The organism is Paenibacillus rhizoryzae (genome assembly GCF_059686995.1).
The window spans coordinates 272,033-289,108 of sequence record NZ_JCAALT010000002.1; the positions used below are offsets into that span (position 1 = coordinate 272,033).

The window sequence follows — 17,076 nt, forward strand, 5'->3', positions numbered from 1 at the left end:
TCCAGGCGATATGGCAGCTATCAAATCCAACTCCGAAGAAGTCAAACTGCTTGCAAGGCTCCTCCGCGCTGAAGCTGAAGGCGAAGGCAACCAGGGCATGTTGATGGTGGGTAATGTTGGTGTCAACCGAGTGCTGGGTAACTGTATCGACTTCAAAAACATTCGCACCATTCAACAGATGGTATACCAAAGCCCCGGGGGATTCGAAGCAACGCAGAAAGGCTATTTCTATCAAGCTGCCAGAGACAATGAGATCGCGCTGGCCAAACGCGTTATAAACGGTGAGCGTTTATGGCCTTCAACGAACTCATTATGGTACTTCCGGCCGGCCGGCAGCTGCCCTCCAACATGGTGGGATCAGAGGCTCGTTGGTAAATTCAAGGCGCATTGCTTCTATTCTCCGAAACAGAGCGAGTGTCCGGCAGTTTATTAATGATCCCTTTAAAGTTGATAAAGCGAAAGTGAGGAATTAATTCTTATGTCAAACGGTTATGGGTACAATACAGCGGTTAGTCCAGCAAATACGGGAGGGTTTCCGGGAGGAGGGTATGGCTACGGCTACTACCAGCATCCGACAGCGACACCAATGCCTACACCGGTGCCAACGCCTTTCGTAGCAGGTGCTTCTATGGCTCCGCCAATGGTACCGAGCGGTTCATTCGTTACACCGGCCGGCGGTAATGTCGTTACAATCCCGGCGAGTGAAGAGTCTTATGTAGAGAATATTCTGCGGATGAACCGCGGTAAAATGGCTACCTTTTATATGACGTACGAGAACAACCGGGAATGGAACGCCAAAGTATTCCGCGGTATCATCGAAGCCGCTGGACGCGATCATATCATCATCAGCGATCCGTCGACAGGAATGCGTTACTTACTGCTTACGCTTAATCTCGATTACGTTACATTCGATGGCCCGATCAACTACGAGTACACGTTTAACGGCCAAACCATTACAAATACGACGCCGGTGACGCCGGTACCGACAGGCCGCTAATCGGTTTAAAGGTCCATGCGTGGACTTTAGGGCTGCCGCCCGGCACCCACTGTGACATCTCATGCCAAGAAGAACGCTCCCCGCAGCGTTCTTTTTTGATGTCCAGCGCTTCTTCTTCGCTCGCCGCTTCCCATACCTCGACGAAGAGCAGCGGCTGATCCGTGCCTTCATACAGCTTGAACGCCTCGCCATTGCCGGGCTTGTCCGATATCCAGCGTCGGTACAAAGCTTCATTTTCAGGTGCGATATGATATTCTACGAAACAGATATACATGTACAGTTATTCCCTTCGACGGTAAATTTAGTTAGCCTAACGCGGCCCATTTCGGCGTTAACAAATATTTAGTTATAATCGCCCACGATTCGGAAAATACTTAAGCGTACATATAAAAGTATCGAAGTGAAACGGCTGCCGCCGTCCTCTTGGAGGTGCAGCGTGTTTCATTCCGGTGAGATATAAGGTTAGTATAAGGTGAGACACTTATACTTTCTTATATTGACACAAATTGTGCATTTCCACACCAAGGCATATGCTAACACGAGGAGGTTCCCTGTATGGATAGCGGAACGCATTTGGTCATGGGACTTGGACTCGCGGGGCTCGCCTCAGTCGATCCGGTCGTCGCCTCCGACCAAACGCTCTATGCCGCCGTTCTGATCGGCACAGTGCTTGGCTCACAAGCTCCCGATCTCGACGGATTGCTTCGATTCAAGAGCAATGCGGCTTACATTCGAAACCATCGCGGCGCATCGCATTCCCTGCCGGCCATTGGCATTTGGGCCGCGCTGATCACATTGCTGCTCCAAACGGTCTTTCGCTTTCAGCTTCCATGGCTTCATCTCGGCGGCTGGGTACTGCTCGCGGTCGTCGTCCATGTATTCGTAGACTTGTTCAATACGTACGGTACGCAGGCCATGCGGCCATTTAATCAGAAATGGATTTCCTGGAACATTATCCATATTTTCGACCCGGTTATCTTCTTGGCCCATCTCATTGCGATTGTGATGTGGGGGCTTAAGATCGGTAATCCGCAAATTGTATTCCCGCTGCTCTACGCCTTCTTAATTGTCTATTATTGCTGGCGAACGGCAGCCCATCGCGCACTGCAGAAACAGCTCGTGCGCATCGATACCGTGCATGAAGCCGGAGACCGTTATATTCTGATTCCAACCATATCCTTATATGATTGGAATGTCGTGAAACGCCGCCCCGACGACTCCTTCTTAATCGGTGACTATCGGAACGGCAAGCTGCGCTGGATGGACCGGGCGAAATGTTCGGACCATCCGGCAGTGGAGAAGTCCAAGAACGATCATTCCATTCGCGCTTTTCTCTACTTCACCTCCTTCGCCTGCGCCGAGGTGCAGGAGCATCCTTGGGGCTATGAGGTGCGCTGGTCGGATGTACGCTATCGTCATCGCAAGCAATATCCTTTTGTCGGGGTGCTGCTGATGGATACCGAATATAAGACGTTAGGCTCTTATGTCGGGTGGTTAAGCGAGGATCGGCTGCAGAAGCGGCTGAGAATGAATACGTATTGACTTAGAGAAGCCTCTTCTTGCACAATAGAAGAGGCTTTTCGCTTGTTCGTTTAGTTTAAGAAGCTTAATCGAAAGAAACAATAAGTACATTCGGCCGCGCAGACACACAAAGCAGAAGCTCAAGGCTGCCCTTGAGCTTCTGACTGTTACTCTTCGGTAATTATTTGTTGCTTAGCAGCGTTCTAGCGGTAGTTGGATTGACCCGATAGTTGCTGTTCCGCAATTTGGACGAGTTTACGAGTGATGTATCCGCCCAATGAACCTGCGTCCCGAGTCGAGACGTTGCCATAGTAGCCGTCTGAAGGAATTTGAATACCCAACTCTTGCGCTGCCTCAAACTTCATTTGTTGAAGCGCTGCGGTTGCTTGCGGTACGACCAGCGTATTGCTGCTACGAGATTGTTGTCCTGCCATGTGGAATTTCTCCTTTCATCTCTTACGATGGTGTGTTGCAAACTTATTATGATTCGTTTGCGAGAAGAATATGCTAAAGTTTATAAACAATTTTATAAGGTTAAGGAGAGTGCTCGAATGTCGAAGCCAATGGCCTTGTTTTTCGCGATTTTTTCGGTATTGCTCATGAGCGCGACAGCTATTTCCATTAGCTATAATGGGTGGCTTGCCGTGCTGATGTTCATATTAACCATCTGCAGTATCGGTGCCGGATTTGTCGTAAATGCCAAAATGAAACGCCGCAATCAAGGGTAAAGTCCCTTGCCTGCGGCGTTTTGCTTCTTACAATATAGGAAACTTAAGACCGAGGCAGAAGGAAGCCCATTCTCTCTTTCGCATCGCGAAGCGTCTTATCGGCAATGACCGACACGCGCTCTGCGCCTTGCTTCAGAATTTCATGAATTTCACCGGAGCTGCGAATTTCCGCATAACGCTGCTGCAGCGGCTCAAGCTTCGCAACAACATGCTCCGCCAGATCCTTCTTGAATGCCCCGTATCCTTGCCCATCGTAGCGCGCTTCGATTTCATCAAGTGTAAGCCCCGCACAATGCGAGTAGATGCTCATCAGGTTGCTGACTTCCGGCTTCTCGGCTGGGTTGAACTTTACCTCGCGGCCGGAATCGGTTGTTGCACGGCTGATTTTCTTGCGGATCACATCAGGCGGATCCAGCAGCGCGATGTAGCTGGCCGGGTTCGGATTGCTCTTGCTCATCTTCTTCGTGCCGTCATCGAGCGACATGATGCGAGCGCCAACTTTCGGAATGTACGGCTCCGGAATGGTGAACATTTCGCCGTAACGTTGATTAAAGCGCTGCGCCAGGTCGCGCGTAAGCTCCAGATGCTGCTTCTGATCGTCGCCAACCGGTACGAGGTCCGCATTGTACATGAGAATGTCGGCAGCCATCAGCGTCGGATAAACGAACAGACCGGCGCCGACGGAGTCCTTGCCTGTTGATTTGTCTTTGAATTGCGTCATCCGCTCCAGCTCCCCCATATAGGCAAGCGTCGTAAACAACCAGCCGAGCTCCGCATGCGCAGATACATGAGATTGCGCGAATACGCTCGCCTTAGCAGGATCAATGCCTGCTGCGATGAACAGCGCCGCAACCGATTCCGTCTGCTCTCTGAGCGCCGCCGGTTCCTGAGGCACCGTAATCGCATGCAAGTCTACGACCATGAAGTAACATTCATGGGTTTCCTGCAGTTTAACAAAGTTTTGAATCGCACCGATGTAGTTGCCGAGTGTCAATTGACCGCTTGGCTGAATGCCGGATAATACGCGTGGCATAGTCGGTTCCTCCCTTATGTTGGATTGGTTTGTTGAAATCACTTGTTGTAACCCTTGACCCTTGTTGGAGCGCCAAAATTGAACGCAAAAAAAGCCCTCCGCCGCAAGGGACGAGGACCGTGGTGCCACCCTAATTTGTTTACAAGCAGCGATTGCGTGTGAAATACGCGCTCTGCTCTGTAAACCTCAAGCTTCCTAACGCGAAGCGAAACGAAGACGCATACGGCAGGTCCCATCGAACCGCTTTCCTCATCTCTGCTCAAGGATCCATTCGGCAGTCGGACGCATGCACCGGTTCGCACCACCCACCGGCTCTCTGAAGCATCAATTCCCGCTTACTTCTTCCCATCATTGCATTTACGTGAATTATACTCCCTCCGGATGAAAAGTCAAGAGCGCTCTGCGCCTATTTGTTCATTGTGAAAAATGTCTCCGGGCGGCTGTCCTGCTTGGCTCACTTCAAGCATACCTTGTAACGTAGGGAATAGCCTGGCCTATTCCTCGCCCGAAAGGAGACCTCGATTCATCATGCATGATTTCCAGCATATATTCATCAGCATCATTATAGAAGCCTTCCCTTTCATTCTGCTCGGCGTATTCTTCTCCGCGCTCCTGCAGGTGTTTGTCTCGGACGCGATGATCGCGCGAATGACGCCGCGCCATCCGCTTGTTGGCGTCTTATTCGGCTGCTTGCTCGGACTGCTGCTCCCCTTGTGCGAATGCGGCATGATTCCCGTGGTGAGGCGGCTGATTCGCAAAGGAATGCCTCCTTATATCGGAATGGTCTTTATTTTCGCCGGTCCAATCATTAACCCCATCGTGTTTGCTTCGACGCTGAGCGCCTTCCGCTCCCAGCCGTCCATGGCCTACTCTCGGATTGGACTTGCTTTCGTAGTGTGCATGCTGCTTGGTCTGCTCATGGTTCGTTTCATGAAGCGCAATCCGCTCAAGCTCGGCATGCATTCGTTTACAGGAGGACGCTCCGGCGAGTCCGCCTATGGCCATAATTACAATTACGGCAGCTTGAACAGCGGCTTCCGCGAACGTATTCACGCCACCTTCAACCATGCCTCCGATGAGTTCTTTGATATCGGCAAATTTTTGATTATCGGCGCTTTCCTAACGGCCATTGTGCAATCGACAGTTGATCAGAGCGTACTCCTCTCGTTCAGCGAGCACCCGGCTGCAGCGAATATCTTCATGATGGGCGCCGCATTCGCATTGTCGCTTTGCTCCACCTCGGATGCTTTTGTCGCTTCGTCGTTTCATGGCATCTTGGGTCCTGGCGCGCTTCTCGGGTTTCTGGTATTCGGCCCGATGGTCGATGTGAAGAGCTTGCTGATGCTCTTCTCAGCATTCCGCAGCAAGGTGATTATCGCGATCAGTTTATACTTGGTAGCTGCAATATGGTTCTTGTCCATCGTGACAGAGAAACTGATATTCCGATAATAAGGAGGCGTCGAAAATGTTATCGACCGCGCAGCGCAGAGCCGTCATCCACCACCTGATCAGATGCTGCATTCTGACTTGCTTCGGTATATTCATTATCTTCTTGGTTCGAACAGGAAGCCTGCTTCAATATGTGGAGCCTGCCCTTAGCCTCTATGTGAAGCTTGCTGCAATGGGTCTCTTCGCAACGGCCATCTTCCAGCTTCATTCCGCTTGGGACAGCTGGCGCGGCGTTGATGCTGCCGCATGTGACTGCAACCATGACCCTTCTTCCTCTACGCTCGCAAATATCTTCTATTATGGTTTGTTCCTGCTCCCGCTTGCGCTTGGCTTCATCATGTAAATTGGAAAAAATTACATTCTAAATCATGCCAAACTTTTCGTATAAAAGCTTCCAGTGAATCCATACTAAGGGTACACAAAGGAGGTGATTACGATGGCTTCCAACTTGGTCGTACCTGGGGCTAGCGCAGCGCTAGATCAAATGAAATATGAAGTAGCAAGAAGTCTTGGCATTTCTTTCGCTCAAGACGGATACTATGGCGACATGTTAACTCGTGATGCTGGTTATATCGGCGGAAACATTACTCGCAAACTTGTTGAAATTGCAGAAATGCAACTTGCTGGCAGATCTTCGCGTTAATCGTAAATCGCCGAAATTAGGCAAATAAAAAGCTGCCCCAGAGTGCCGAGGCAGCTTTTTGCTGTGTTCTATGAAGGAGCATCCCGGAAAGCATGCTGAGCAAATTTAGGCGTATACCGGAACATGCTGCTGGCCATGTTGTAATTACTCTCGAACATGATGCTGGCTGACCATGCACCGGAGGAGCCGGAGCGTACCGAGAAATCATACATAATTTCGCCATGGGTCCAGTTCCGCTTCAGTTTGATGGAATCGATCGCCATCTGCCTGAAGGCCTGGACCTGTACTTGCGTCATACCCTGCTCTGACTGACCGATGTGGCCGTTTCGGCTTTCAATCGGATGATGACGAATGCCATATTTACCGACCACGTTATTTCGAATTTGAATGATTACAGTTCCTGCTTGAGCGTGAAGAAGTTCCTCTTCCAATTGCTTAAAGACGAAGTCCACTTGACGAGTTAAAGGCATTGTATCCAAATTCATAGGTTTCCGCCTCCGCGATCCTTATTTAGATGATTTTTCCAAGTCATCCAATAGGCCCATTATATGACAAGATATTCGATCGCACAATAATAATTATACAAAAACATTACAAACTTTTAGTTCTTTCGACATCTACATTACAAATGGATCTCGTTCTTTCGACATATTCATACCGATATAGACGAATATAGACAAAAAGTACTGTGGTGCTATAATATAACTATTCCATATAAAGGAGAGCTTCCACGATGCAATGGTTCCATTCCTTATCTATCCGAAACAAGCTCCTTGTCGGCTGTTACACGATTGTTGCCACATTTTCCATCGCGTTATTGCTTGGCCTTGCACTTACTGGCGGAAGTCTCATACTAGGATTAGTCATCATTGTACTTGCCGCAGCCGCTGCGTTCCCTCTTGTCAGGGTTATCGAGACAGCGCTTACATCATCGATCGATGAAATGACCTCGATCGCATTCGGTATCGCGAAAGGCGATTTCACGCAGAAGGTCGATGTATCCTCCTCCGCATCTCTGGGTGAGCTCGGCCATTCCTTCAACAGTATGGTGGACAAGCTCCGCGATATTTTGAAAGAAACCTCGACCATTTCAAGAATCGTCAATGATACAAGCCGCAGCATTTTTGATAAAAATATCGATTTGAAGAAAGTCATGGAGCAAGTAGCCGCTTCTGCCGGAGAGCTTGCAACCGGGGCGAATCAAATTTCCGAGGATGTCGGCGACATGGCTGACTCCATCCGCGAGATCGAAGACAAAGTGTCCTCTTACGCTCACTCCACCAAAGTGATGAACGAACGCTCCGAGCAGACATTAACGCTGGTTGAACGCGGACGGCAAGCTGTTGAAAGCCAATCGACCGGGATGTCCCGCAACGTCGAGGCAACCTCGCAGGTTTCTGAAGCGATCGAAGAGCTGGCACGCAAAGCGGCCGGTATCTCCGCTATTACCCGCACCATCTCCGACTTGGCGGAACAAACGAACCTGTTGTCGCTGAATGCCTCCATTGAGGCGGCACGCGCCGGTGAGCATGGCCGCGGATTCGCAGTCGTTGCGCAGGAAGTCCGTAAGCTCGCCGAAGAATCCACTTCTTCGACGAAGGAAGTGTTTAACCTGGTTCGCAGCATTGATACCGGCGTTAAACAGGCCATCCAGAACATTAAAGTTAACGAAGAGGTTGTTCAGCTCCAAATGAAGATGCTTCGCGATTCTGAAGTGATATTCACGGAGCTCGTAACGAGCGTTGAATTTATTACCGAGCAAATTGCCCAGTTCTCCGGCGAGAGTGATCAAATGATGGAGAGCGCCCGCAAAATTTCAAGCGCCATCCAGAGCATCTCGGCAATCACGCAGCAATCCGCAGCCGGAACAGAGCAAGTCTCGGCTTCGATGAATGACCAAATCGGCTCCGTGCAAGCAGTCGTTACGGAAACCGAGAAGATGCAGCAGACGGTTATGCAGCTGCAGCGTACGATGTCGATTTTCAAAATCTAATGCGATACATAGCTATACGAACATAAAAGAAGACCTCCCGCTCCAGCGTTCTGCTGGTAGATCGGGAGGTCTTCTTGTTGTAATAACGGGATTATAGCCCTTGCGAGTAATCGAAACCTACTGCTTGCAGGAAAGCTCTTGCAAGCACGGCATGGCCTGCTTGACTCGGATGAACGCGATCCCATGCGATTGTAGCCGGGTAGATGTGCTCCATCACCCGGTTGAAGGCAGCTTGCGTATCCACGAATAATGCATCGTGTTTAGCGGCAATTTCGCGTACGATTGCGCCGTAACGATCCATCTGAGCTCTCATCGCATCGTTTGGATTCGGTTCAAGGTAGAAAGGCGTCATCAGTACAAGCCCTTTCAGCTTCGGCCTTGTCTGAACGACGAGTTCCTCCAGTGTTGCCGCATACTCTTCCGGGTACACATGCGATTCTGTAATAAGAGGCGTATCAAATTGACGCCATACATCGTTGGTGCCGATCATGATCGAGAGCCAATCCGGCTTCTGATCCAGCACATCCGCCTGCCAGCGCGCCTTCAAATCAAGCACGGTATTGCCGCTTGTTCCGACGTTCACAACGCGAATACCGCGCTCCGGATAAGCGGCTGTCAGCAAGGCATCGACAAGGCCGACATATCCTTTGCCAATGGCATCGAACAGCCCTTCTCCAACAGGCCGCGCCCGGCCGCAATCCGTGATGGAATCTCCAATCATAACAAGCTTATCTTTCACCTCTAACAACATAAACGTCGACCTCCCCTATTCCGCTAAGAAAAACTGCATAATTTTATCATTCAAGCCCGGCAGCCCTTCATGGCCAAAGTCCGGGAAAATTTCAAGACGCTTCTTCGATGTAATCTTGTTATAGGCCGCAAATTGCGTGGATGGCGGGCAGATCGTGTCCATTAGACCCACGCCCATCAGCACCTCGCCTTGAATCCGGTTTGCTAAATGCTGAATGTCTATGTAACCCAGCTTCGTGAAAATTTCATCCTCGCGCTCATGCTGCGGATCGAAATGACGGAAGTAAGTACGCAGCTCATGATACGCGTCCTTGGCCAGATCCATTTCCCATACGCGTCTATAGTCGCTGAGGAACGGGAATACGGGCGCAAGCTTGGCTACTCTCGGCTCCAGCGCCGCACATGCGATCGTCAAGGCGCCGCCTTGCGAGCCGCCCATGGCATAAACTCGGCTTGGATCGACCTCAGGCATATTCAGCGCGATGCCTGCAAGCTGAGCCGTGTCGAGGAAGATGTGGCGGAATAGCAGCTGATCCGGCTCATCGTCAAGCCCGCGGATGATGTGGCCATGATGGGTGTTGCCTTTTACGCTGCCGGTATCTTCAGACTTACCGCCTTGACCGCGGCAATCCATCGCGAACACGGAATAGCCAAGCGATACATAAGCAAGACGTTCGGTCCAATCGCCGGAATGGCCGGTATAGCCGTGAAATTGAACCACTGCAGGGTGTGGCGCTGCCGCGTTCCGAGGACGCGCGTACTGCGCATGAACACGAGCGCCTTTGACGCCGGTAAAGTAAAGATCGAAGCATTCCGCCTGCGGCGTTTGGAAAGCACTTGGAATAAGTTCTACGGAAGCATCGGTCTCGTGCATCTCCGCTAAAGCGCGATCCCAGTATGCATCGAAGTCAGCAGGTTTTGGATTGATTCCTGAATACGTTTTCAATTCATGTAACGGCATATCAATGGCTGGCATGTTCTATCCCCTTTTCAACTTATTCCCTTACATGTTACGTGTTCGGGACTAACCATGTAAAGAGGGATCTTTCATGCATGATCAAAGGATGGCAGGGCAAAATGAGAGCGACAGGTTACTGTACGGTAATAGAAGTACATTTTCGCTTGGAGCGGAGGGACGAAGAACATGTTCGGGATGCCTGTAACAAAGCGGGTGTTAGTGCTGCTGCTTGCCTGGACCGCATTAGTAGGCTCCTCGTCGCTCGCTGACGATGCCAACTCCTCTTCTGCCGATTTATCTCGCGTCAGCGGCGTCAGTGACCCCTTGCCTGCAGCTGAACATGAAGGACACGGGATCACTGCCGGTACCAAACACGCAGAGCCTTCTTTCAACAGCGAGCAGAGACGCAGGAAGAAGCGCAGCAGCGCCATGTCATGGGTAAAGCTTCAGCAGCAATTTCCCGGTTCTTTCGTTGTCTGGGGACCGCGAGGATCACGCCGTGTAGCACTGACTTTCGATGACGTGCCTGATCCGCGTTACACGCCACAGGTACTGGAAATTCTTGCCCGTTATAAAGTAAGAGCCACCTTCTTTGTCGTCGGCAACCGCGCGGCGAAACACCCGGCTCTTGTACGGCGCATGCGTAAAGAAGGCCATATTATAGGCAATCATTCGTATGATCATGCGGTGTTCTCGCGCATTTCCCGTTATGCCTTCGAGCAGCAAATTTGGCAAACCGATGGGATCCTGCGTCCCCTTGCCGGATACAGTCCCAAATTCATACGGCCGCCCTACGGCGAGATTACTCCGCAGCAGGTCGACTGGCTGCGCCGCAGAGGCTACATTGTCGTCAATTGGGATGTGGATTCCGTCGACTGGAAAAGTCTCGACAGCAACAGCATCCTTATCAATATCAAACGAACCCTGCAGCCCGGATCGATTATATTGCAGCATGCCGGCGGCGGGGAAGGCCAGGATTTATCGGGCACAATCGCTGCACTCCCAAGGCTCATCCGGCTGCTGCACAGCAAAGGGTACCAGATCGTAACGCTGCCTGAGCTGCTGAATAAACCTGAAGCTCGCGGTGCCCGGTCTAGATAATAACAAAACGGCAGCCCCACCGGGCTGCCGTTTTGTTTCACTATATGCTATTCAAGAATGAATACTTTCACGTATTGAAAGCCAAATGTGCTGGCTTGCTGTTGCGATTGCGGTACGAAAATATCAATACGATCGCCTTTGATGGCACTGCCAGCATCTGCCGCAATAGCCATCATGCCGCCGGCCGGAAGTCCGCCATGGTCATAGCCTGTAACATAGACCTTGCTGCCAAGCGGGATAACGTTCGGGTCAACTGCAATTGTTCCAAGCTTAAGCGGGTTACCGAAGTAGTCTACCGCGCCCCATGAGCCGTTCTCCGATGCAGCTGCTGTATACGCGCTTGCTTTCGCTTGTACAACTTCCGAATAGTTATAATTGCTGTTGCCGATCGTGATGATTTCATCTTCTCTATCCAGAGAAGTCATTTTCATCGATTTGCCTACCGCTGCTTTAGACGCTGCTTTCACAGCTTTCGGAGCGGCTTTCGCTTTCGGCGCAGCCTTAGCTTTCGGAGCTGCTTTCGCCTTAGGTGCAGCTTTCGCTTTCGCTGCCTTCTCAATCGGTGCTGCCTTCGCAGAAGTCGTCTTCACAACTTGCGAAGTCGGAATAACGATGCTAAGCCCTGCATAGATGTTGTTGGGATCAATCATCGGATTAGCTTTCAGCATTTGCTGCAAGGAAATACCGAATTGCTTGGAAAGCTCCCAGAACGTGTCGCCGTCTTTCGCACTGTACGTCGATGCTGCGCTTGCTGAGTGTGTGAGAACAGCAAAGCTGAGCGCTGCGATTACAACGCTTTTCTTCCATACTTGTTTCATCAAGTTGTATTGCCTCCTTTTGATTTACGGCTATCATCCACGGAACTGCATGTGCGGATTTATTCCGTCATCGCGATGAAGGACACACAGCTTAACAGCGTGTCATAATCTTCCTTATCGCATGCGGCCTGCGAGGTTAGTTGTCGGATTCGGATTGAGGAGTTCAACCCTACGCTTCGTGAAATAAGCGATTCACCCCAGCGCCAGATGCGCGTTCAGCACTGCATTCCAATCCAGCGGAATGTCAGGCCGGAGGGCAGTGATGCCACTCCCTAAAAGATCCCCCGTACGTTACGTTTCGGCTCGCGTAATAGAATACCATATCCGGCAAGGCGAATCCTACCGGTAAATACAGGAACAGCTTTCAAAATTACCACTTTCTAGACATTTCGCGGAAGAAAGATGCTCACCGTAGTCCCCTTCTGAGGAATGCTTGTAATGTCCATCCGTCCATGATGGCCTTCGATGATCCGATAACAGATCATGAGTCCCAGACCCGTTCCGCTGTCTTTCGTAGTAAAGAACGGCCCGCCTAGTTTAGGCAGCTGATCCTGCGGAATGCCGATCCCCTGGTCGATGATTTCGACGATCAGCTCGCATTGCTGATGCAGCTTCATATCGATCGTAATCACACCGCCGCTTGGCATGGCCTCGATCGCATTCTTGAGCACATTGACGAACACCTGCTTCAGCTGATTCTCGTCGCAGAGCAGCTCCGCTGAAGTGGCGTCCGCACGCGAGACGATCTGTACATCGCGCAGAATCGCCTGTGTTTCAAGCAGCGTCAGCACGCTTTGAATGATTTTGACCAAGTCGTGCTTTCGGAACTGGTTCGCCTGCGGCTTGGCAAGCGCCATGAATTCCTGCACGATGGAGTTGATCCGGTCCAGTTCAACCAGCATAATATCGAAGTATTCATGATACTGGTCGATCTTCGTCTTCAGAAACTTCGAGAAGCCGATCAGCGACGTTAGCGGATTGCGAATTTCGTGTGCGATACCCGCGGCCATTTGACCGGCCACCGACAGCTTCTCCGACTGAATCAGCGCTTCCTCTTCCTTCTTCCGTTCACGCATATCGCGGAACACGCTTTGCACGACAGTGCCCTTATCCAAGTAATTGCGAATACGCGTGCTGGACACCTCGACGTCGATAATCTCGCCGCCCTCCGCAATCAGCTGGCATTCCAAGAACTCGTTGGGCTCATCCGTTTCCATAATCGCCTTCACACGCGCTGCGGACCGCTCCCTGTAATCGGGATGTATGTAACGAAAGCTCATTTGTCCGGTGGAGAAATCGCTTTCCGATATATTCAGCAGTTTAAGACCTGCTTGATTGGCGAATAGAATATCGTTTCCGTCATGCACAAAAATCGGCTCCGGCAAATATTTGATCAATCGTTGGTAATTGTGCATGTCCGATCTGGCATCGATATCGTCCACACATGGATTGCTTTTACCGAGCTTACGCTTCACTTTCACAGCAAGCGGCTTGTTACAATATACGGCTTTACGCCTCATGTCTCATACCCTCCGGGTGATGAAGTCTACATAAGGATTTCGCCCCTAATTCTTGCAAACCCTGCACAGTGAGAAAGTTTTAATGTTGTTTCATTCCGCGAATCAGTGTTTGTATTCCCTGCTTAAATATCGGCAGCGTCCGCTCAAGGAGCTGATCTGTAGGTTCTGAATGGTTGCTGTACGTGCTTATAAAGCCCTGCAGATAATAAAACAAGATCCGTCCATTGTTCAATGCAGCCTCTTGCTTCGGCTCCTCAGACCCTTCAGAGACCGTAATATGCAGCACCTTCATAATGTGCGCGAACAGCCGGTTGCGAATGACGTTAACTTCAAGCTCGGGCTGCGGTTCATCTACACGTACCGAGGCGGACATAAACAGGACCGTCTGCAGACTGCCGCTCGTCAGGCTGAATAAAATATATTCGCTGCATACGGCGAGCAGTTTATCTAAGGCTGCTATGCCCGGTTTCCCGATTTCATCCAGCAGCTTCTGTTCGAGCGTGAGCAGCGAAGGAATCGCAATCTGCTGCAGCAGCTCTTCTTTATTCTTGAAATATAAATAAATGGCGGTATGCGAGCAGCCTGCCGCTTTGGCTATTTCGCGCATCGTGACAGCGGAATAGCCCTTCTCTGCGAATAAAGCGGCCGCTGACGCACGAATCGCGGCTTTCATCTCTTCCGTTAATTGTTGTCTTCTTGTAGTCATAGGAGGAACACCTCAAGTTCTAGTTTCGATTAGTTTAATAACCATTGGTCACAGAATAACCGATGGTTACACTAACGTCAACTTTAATGCAAAAAAAGAGCAGCCGATGATCGGCTGCTCTTAGCTATACTGCTAAATAATAATATTAGGACGTAAATTCTTGTACCCATTCGCCGTTATAATACGCCACGCCGATTTTGTTGAAGTTCTTGCTGAGGATGTTCGCTTTATGGCCCGGGCTGTTCATCCATGCCTGCATGACTTCTGCCGGCGTACGCTGCCCCTTCGCGATATTCTCACCTGCATAAGAATAAGAAACGCCATAAGCACGCATCATATCGAACGGCGAGCCGTAAGTTGGCGAATTATGATCAAAATAATTGTTCGCATACATATCCTTCGCCTTGTCCAAAGCGACTTTCGTCAAGAGCGTGTCGGATTTCAGCGTGCCCAAACCTGCATTGGCACGTTCTTTGTTCACAAGCGTAACGACTTGAGCGGCAAATGTGCTCTTATCCGTAGTGCTTGTCCCTGTATTGGTATTCGTGTTCGATGATCCACTGTTCGAAGTACCTGTTGTAGTTGTTACCGGAACCTTAATCGTCATGCCCGCCCAAATGATATTCGGGTTAGCGATCGTTGGATTAGCCGCAATTAGCTTGCTTAGGCTGACTCCGTATTTCGTTGCGATTTTGTACATCGTGTCGCTGCTCGTAACCTTATACGAGACGGAACTGTTCACTGTGGCTGCTTCTGCCTTCTGCAGGGCTGCTCCTCCTCCAGCTACGATCAAACCGGCTGCGAGTACGCTAGCTACACCTATACGAAATGGTTGCATCTTCATGAATATTTCCTCCTTGTTATGGTTATCGTGTGTGCCGACCTTTCGACGCCACTCATGTTAACACGGGGAAATAGCAAAAACACCTCATAAAATATGGAAACCGTTCGTTTGCAGGTTAAAAATCATCGAAAACAAAGTCCAATTTATCCGCCTTTTTCAGGTTGCACGCCGCGCATGCGCAGACGCAGTTTGCAGGGGATGAAAGACCTCCCTTAGACTTCGGCAGCACATGGTCGATCGTGTCCCCGTAACGACCGCAATACTTGCAAATATAATCGTCGCGCTGCAGCACCAGCAGCCGGAAATCCGTCTTCGTATACAGCTTATGAATCAAGCCCGGATTGATGATGCCGGCAGCACCTTCCTCCACCATCCGAACAGCCATTTCCGTCGGAATATCGGTCGACCAGCGTTTCCCTGTTTCGCGGTGTCCGCGCAGCCGAATATGTCCTCGACCGCGATCATTCAAGAGCGAGGTTTTGTAGGAAAAAGCGCCTTTGATCGGATTGATGCTCCGATCCGGCGGTCGTACCGCAACCTGTTCAACAGCGCTAATTTCCGCTTTTAAGCTTTTGATCTTCGCCGCTTTGGATCGTTTGTGGCGGCGTTTGCGCTTCCGCTTCGTTGCAGTTGGTGCGGCTTCGGCAGAGCCAACAGCAGCAGCGATAGGTTGTTGTTGTGCTGCTGAATCAGTCAGCTCTCGCCTAATATCGTTTCCTGCAGCTGCTGAGGCAGCTTGTCCGTCCTGGACACTAGCTGGAGCTGGAAGCTTGGAAGCCGTACTGCGTTTCTTGCGGCGGCGCTTACGCTTCCTTGCCGGCTTAACAGGAGCATCTCCCTCGGCTGCTTGGTAAGGCTCAGATACCTGCTCTTCTTCATGTTCATCCTCGTCTTCGAATTGCAGAAATTGAACAGCCTCTTCCATGCTGTCAAACGCTGCATCCCCTACAGCATTCTGCCGCTTTCTCTTGCGCAGGCAAGTTCGGCAAATCCCGCGCCTGCCGCTGCTGCCGGCGCGTTTCGTGAACGCTGTAAGCGGCTTCTCTATTTTGCATGCCGTGCATGGCTTCATATCCATTTCAATCACGTCCGCTCCGTTTCCTTATCAGGTCGTCGTCAAGCCGTGCAGCTTACGAAATTGCTCCGGTGTAATCCCTTCCGCTTTACCGAACGCGGCAATAAAGTGGCTGGGATCGCGATAGCCGGACAATTGCGCGATTTCTTTAATCGATCTTTTGTCGCCGAGGCTCATCATTTCCTTGGATTTAATCATCCGCAGTCGAATCAAGTAAGCATAAGCCGTAATGCCAAACGCTTGCCGAAATAGCGAATTTAAATAGCGGGAGCTGATTCCGAGCTGCTCCGCCATATCGGTAAGGCTAATGTCCGGATCGCCGTAATGGAAATCCAGCCAATGCAGCAGCGGATCCAGCTTCTCGAGATGCTGGAATACGGAGGAACGTCCGCCCTTTTGCCCATATATTTTGATCATCGTGAGAAACCGGTAAAGCTGCGCGGAAGCATTCAGACCTGTTCGATCCTCATCATGCTGCGCTTGTTCAATCATAATCTCTAACTGTGACGTAATGGGTGCGTCTTCATTCCAATTCAGCCATTCCGTTTGCCGGATTCCTAGGGACGCCAGCATCGATGCTGCCAGCACGCCGCCGAACGTCACATACATCGTCGACCACTTCTTGCCCGGTTTAGCGGCATAGAAATGAGGAACTCCCGGGAATAACAGGGAACCGTTGCCTGGCGGAAGCGAATACTTGATTCCGTTCAGCTCAAACTCACCTTCACCCTCTATAGTTTGCAGCCAATGAAAGCACGGATAGCCCTTTGTCCGGTCCACAGCCTCTTGGTCTGGATTGATTCCAATACTATCTACATAAAGCGGCAGCTCGTACTCACCTAGCGTGAACATATACCGGCTGCGCTGTTGACCGTCAATGAACCCTTTATTCCGCTCGATGATCTGTTCCATATTATCATATCCTGCCTATTCTTTTTTA

Annotated in this window: 21 protein-coding genes, 1 riboswitch and 1 other annotated feature; of the genes, 9 read left to right on the top strand and 12 right to left on the bottom strand. The window is 50.6% G+C overall.

Annotation, left to right across the window (positions count from 1 at the left end):
* The first annotated feature begins 10 nt into the window (after nt 1–10).
* Both AC6ESO_RS06545 and gerQ read left to right on the top strand, forming a co-directional pair.
* Entirely contained in the window at nt 11–433 is a 423-nt protein-coding gene (locus AC6ESO_RS06545) for a cell wall hydrolase (RefSeq protein ID WP_210656411.1), read from the top strand.
* Between the two features lie 45 nt (nt 434–478).
* Nucleotides 479–997 (top strand): spore coat protein GerQ, encoded by a 519-nt coding sequence (gerQ, locus tag AC6ESO_RS06550; RefSeq protein ID WP_497090676.1) that lies wholly within the window; start codon nt 479–481, stop codon nt 995–997.
* Here the strand turns inward: gerQ and AC6ESO_RS06555 are convergent.
* Entirely contained in the window at nt 954–1,271 is a 318-nt protein-coding gene (locus AC6ESO_RS06555; protein WP_497090677.1) for a hypothetical protein, read from the bottom strand. The genes gerQ and AC6ESO_RS06555 overlap by 44 nt on opposite strands.
* Nucleotides 1,272–1,552: 281 nt before the next feature.
* Between AC6ESO_RS06555 and AC6ESO_RS06560 the strand changes: the two genes are divergently transcribed.
* A complete protein-coding gene (locus AC6ESO_RS06560) occupies nt 1,553–2,539 on the top strand; it encodes a metal-dependent hydrolase (protein ID WP_497090678.1) in 987 nt (328 codons plus the stop codon).
* A gap of 182 nt (nt 2,540–2,721) precedes the next feature.
* On the opposite strand, the gene AC6ESO_RS06565 is transcribed toward AC6ESO_RS06560, so the two are convergent.
* Nucleotides 2,722–2,952, bottom strand: a complete 231-nt coding sequence (locus AC6ESO_RS06565) for an alpha/beta-type small acid-soluble spore protein (RefSeq protein ID WP_475782101.1) — start codon at nt 2,950–2,952, stop codon at nt 2,722–2,724.
* Nucleotides 2,953–3,069: 117 nt separating this feature from the next.
* Here AC6ESO_RS06565 and AC6ESO_RS06570 point away from each other — a divergent pair, with 117 nt between their 5' ends.
* The gene (locus AC6ESO_RS06570; protein WP_494818369.1) at nt 3,070–3,246 is read left to right on the top strand and encodes a DUF5325 family protein; all 177 of its coding nucleotides are present in this window, start codon (nt 3,070–3,072) and stop codon (nt 3,244–3,246) included.
* Between the two features lie 43 nt (nt 3,247–3,289).
* Here the strand turns inward: AC6ESO_RS06570 and trpS are convergent, their stop codons facing one another.
* Nucleotides 3,290–4,279 carry a tryptophan--tRNA ligase gene (gene trpS / locus AC6ESO_RS06575; protein ID WP_497090679.1) on the bottom strand — a complete coding sequence of 330 codons (990 nt, stop codon included), beginning with the start codon at nt 4,277–4,279 and terminating at the stop codon, nt 3,290–3,292.
* 103 nt (nt 4,280–4,382) lie between these two features.
* Nucleotides 4,383–4,640 (bottom strand) — a binding site (T-box leader).
* 167 nt (nt 4,641–4,807) lie between these two features.
* Between trpS and AC6ESO_RS06580 the strand changes: the two genes are divergently transcribed.
* The 3 genes from AC6ESO_RS06580 (at nt 4,808) to AC6ESO_RS06590 (ending at nt 6,371) form a co-directional block, all read left to right on the top strand.
* Nucleotides 4,808–5,728 carry a permease gene (locus AC6ESO_RS06580; RefSeq protein WP_494818367.1) on the top strand — a complete coding sequence of 307 codons (921 nt, stop codon included), beginning with the start codon at nt 4,808–4,810 and terminating at the stop codon, nt 5,726–5,728.
* Between the two features lie 16 nt (nt 5,729–5,744).
* A complete protein-coding gene (locus AC6ESO_RS06585) occupies nt 5,745–6,071 on the top strand; it encodes a DUF1980 domain-containing protein (protein ID WP_497090680.1) in 327 nt (108 codons plus the stop codon).
* 93 nt (nt 6,072–6,164) lie between these two features.
* Entirely contained in the window at nt 6,165–6,371 is a 207-nt protein-coding gene (locus AC6ESO_RS06590; protein ID WP_495461233.1) for a small, acid-soluble spore protein, alpha/beta type, read from the top strand.
* A 68-nt stretch (nt 6,372–6,439) separates the two neighbouring features.
* Here the strand turns inward: AC6ESO_RS06590 and AC6ESO_RS06595 are convergent, their stop codons facing one another.
* Nucleotides 6,440–6,856 carry an O-methyltransferase gene (locus tag AC6ESO_RS06595; RefSeq protein WP_497090681.1) on the bottom strand — a complete coding sequence of 139 codons (417 nt, stop codon included), beginning with the start codon at nt 6,854–6,856 and terminating at the stop codon, nt 6,440–6,442.
* A gap of 248 nt (nt 6,857–7,104) precedes the next feature.
* Between AC6ESO_RS06595 and AC6ESO_RS06600 the strand changes: the two genes are divergently transcribed.
* Nucleotides 7,105–8,364, top strand: a complete 1,260-nt coding sequence (locus tag AC6ESO_RS06600) for a methyl-accepting chemotaxis protein (protein ID WP_497090682.1) — start codon at nt 7,105–7,107, stop codon at nt 8,362–8,364.
* 91 nt (nt 8,365–8,455) lie between these two features.
* Here AC6ESO_RS06600 and AC6ESO_RS06605 read toward each other — a convergent pair whose 3' ends face one another.
* Together AC6ESO_RS06605 and AC6ESO_RS06610 are read right to left on the bottom strand one after the other, a co-directional pair.
* On the bottom strand, nt 8,456–9,115 hold the full coding sequence (locus tag AC6ESO_RS06605; RefSeq protein ID WP_497090683.1) for an SGNH/GDSL hydrolase family protein: 660 nt from the start codon (nt 9,113–9,115) through the stop codon (nt 8,456–8,458).
* Between the two features lie 15 nt (nt 9,116–9,130).
* Nucleotides 9,131–10,090, bottom strand: a complete 960-nt coding sequence (locus tag AC6ESO_RS06610) for an alpha/beta fold hydrolase (protein ID WP_497090684.1) — start codon at nt 10,088–10,090, stop codon at nt 9,131–9,133.
* Nucleotides 10,091–10,258: 168 nt separating this feature from the next.
* Here AC6ESO_RS06610 and AC6ESO_RS06615 point away from each other — a divergent pair, with 168 nt between their 5' ends.
* On the top strand, nt 10,259–11,173 hold the full coding sequence (locus AC6ESO_RS06615; RefSeq protein ID WP_497090685.1) for a polysaccharide deacetylase family protein: 915 nt from the start codon (nt 10,259–10,261) through the stop codon (nt 11,171–11,173).
* 47 nt (nt 11,174–11,220) lie between these two features.
* On the opposite strand, the gene AC6ESO_RS06620 is transcribed toward AC6ESO_RS06615, so the two are convergent.
* From AC6ESO_RS06620 to AC6ESO_RS06645, 6 genes are all read right to left on the bottom strand, one after another.
* A complete protein-coding gene (locus AC6ESO_RS06620) occupies nt 11,221–11,991 on the bottom strand; it encodes a 3D domain-containing protein (protein ID WP_497091065.1) in 771 nt (256 codons plus the stop codon).
* A gap of 109 nt (nt 11,992–12,100) precedes the next feature.
* A riboswitch (cyclic di-AMP (ydaO/yuaA leader) is annotated at nt 12,101–12,305 on the bottom strand.
* Nucleotides 12,306–12,371: 66 nt separating this feature from the next.
* A complete protein-coding gene (locus tag AC6ESO_RS06625) occupies nt 12,372–13,511 on the bottom strand; it encodes an ATP-binding protein (protein WP_497090686.1) in 1,140 nt (379 codons plus the stop codon).
* A 79-nt stretch (nt 13,512–13,590) separates the two neighbouring features.
* Nucleotides 13,591–14,217, bottom strand: coding sequence for a TetR/AcrR family transcriptional regulator (locus AC6ESO_RS06630; protein ID WP_497090687.1), 627 nt, complete (start codon nt 14,215–14,217; stop codon nt 13,591–13,593).
* Nucleotides 14,218–14,362: 145 nt separating this feature from the next.
* Nucleotides 14,363–15,061: a CAP domain-containing protein gene (locus AC6ESO_RS06635; protein ID WP_494818356.1), complete on the bottom strand. Its 699-nt coding sequence runs from the start codon at nt 15,059–15,061 to the stop codon at nt 14,363–14,365.
* 115 nt (nt 15,062–15,176) lie between these two features.
* Nucleotides 15,177–16,139: an HNH endonuclease gene (locus AC6ESO_RS06640; RefSeq protein ID WP_497091066.1), complete on the bottom strand. Its 963-nt coding sequence runs from the start codon at nt 16,137–16,139 to the stop codon at nt 15,177–15,179.
* Nucleotides 16,140–16,166: 27 nt separating this feature from the next.
* Nucleotides 16,167–17,048: a helix-turn-helix domain-containing protein gene (locus AC6ESO_RS06645; protein ID WP_494818355.1), complete on the bottom strand. Its 882-nt coding sequence runs from the start codon at nt 17,046–17,048 to the stop codon at nt 16,167–16,169.
* Nucleotides 17,049–17,076: the final 28 nt, after the last annotated feature.

What these genes read in the sequence shown, in the direction of transcription:
- AC6ESO_RS06640 (WP_497091066.1), bottom strand. Translation starts at nt 16,139, where the DNA reads ATGGATATGAAGCCATGCACGGCATGCAAAATAGAGAAGCCGCTTACA.
- AC6ESO_RS06580 (WP_494818367.1), top strand. Translation starts at nt 4,808, where the DNA reads ATGCATGATTTCCAGCATATATTCATCAGCATCATTATAGAAGCCTTC.
- AC6ESO_RS06645 (WP_494818355.1), bottom strand. Translation starts at nt 17,048, where the DNA reads ATGGAACAGATCATCGAGCGGAATAAAGGGTTCATTGACGGTCAACAG.
- trpS (WP_497090679.1), bottom strand. Translation starts at nt 4,279, where the DNA reads ATGCCACGCGTATTATCCGGCATTCAGCCAAGCGGTCAATTGACACTC.
- AC6ESO_RS06560 (WP_497090678.1), top strand. Translation starts at nt 1,553, where the DNA reads ATGGATAGCGGAACGCATTTGGTCATGGGACTTGGACTCGCGGGGCTC.
- AC6ESO_RS06625 (WP_497090686.1), bottom strand. Translation starts at nt 13,511, where the DNA reads ATGAGGCGTAAAGCCGTATATTGTAACAAGCCGCTTGCTGTGAAAGTG.
- AC6ESO_RS06630 (WP_497090687.1), bottom strand. Translation starts at nt 14,217, where the DNA reads ATGACTACAAGAAGACAACAATTAACGGAAGAGATGAAAGCCGCGATT.
- AC6ESO_RS06570 (WP_494818369.1), top strand. Translation starts at nt 3,070, where the DNA reads ATGTCGAAGCCAATGGCCTTGTTTTTCGCGATTTTTTCGGTATTGCTC.
- AC6ESO_RS06600 (WP_497090682.1), top strand. Translation starts at nt 7,105, where the DNA reads ATGCAATGGTTCCATTCCTTATCTATCCGAAACAAGCTCCTTGTCGGC.
- AC6ESO_RS06615 (WP_497090685.1), top strand. Translation starts at nt 10,259, where the DNA reads ATGTTCGGGATGCCTGTAACAAAGCGGGTGTTAGTGCTGCTGCTTGCC.
- AC6ESO_RS06555 (WP_497090677.1), bottom strand. Translation starts at nt 1,271, where the DNA reads ATGTATATCTGTTTCGTAGAATATCATATCGCACCTGAAAATGAAGCT.
- AC6ESO_RS06595 (WP_497090681.1), bottom strand. Translation starts at nt 6,856, where the DNA reads ATGAATTTGGATACAATGCCTTTAACTCGTCAAGTGGACTTCGTCTTT.
- AC6ESO_RS06585 (WP_497090680.1), top strand. Translation starts at nt 5,745, where the DNA reads ATGTTATCGACCGCGCAGCGCAGAGCCGTCATCCACCACCTGATCAGA.
- AC6ESO_RS06565 (WP_475782101.1), bottom strand. Translation starts at nt 2,952, where the DNA reads ATGGCAGGACAACAATCTCGTAGCAGCAATACGCTGGTCGTACCGCAA.
- AC6ESO_RS06605 (WP_497090683.1), bottom strand. Translation starts at nt 9,115, where the DNA reads ATGTTGTTAGAGGTGAAAGATAAGCTTGTTATGATTGGAGATTCCATC.
- AC6ESO_RS06590 (WP_495461233.1), top strand. Translation starts at nt 6,165, where the DNA reads ATGGCTTCCAACTTGGTCGTACCTGGGGCTAGCGCAGCGCTAGATCAA.
- gerQ (WP_497090676.1), top strand. Translation starts at nt 479, where the DNA reads ATGTCAAACGGTTATGGGTACAATACAGCGGTTAGTCCAGCAAATACG.
- AC6ESO_RS06545 (WP_210656411.1), top strand. Translation starts at nt 11, where the DNA reads ATGGCAGCTATCAAATCCAACTCCGAAGAAGTCAAACTGCTTGCAAGG.
- AC6ESO_RS06635 (WP_494818356.1), bottom strand. Translation starts at nt 15,061, where the DNA reads ATGAAGATGCAACCATTTCGTATAGGTGTAGCTAGCGTACTCGCAGCC.
- AC6ESO_RS06610 (WP_497090684.1), bottom strand. Translation starts at nt 10,090, where the DNA reads ATGCCAGCCATTGATATGCCGTTACATGAATTGAAAACGTATTCAGGA.
- AC6ESO_RS06620 (WP_497091065.1), bottom strand. Translation starts at nt 11,991, where the DNA reads ATGAAACAAGTATGGAAGAAAAGCGTTGTAATCGCAGCGCTCAGCTTT.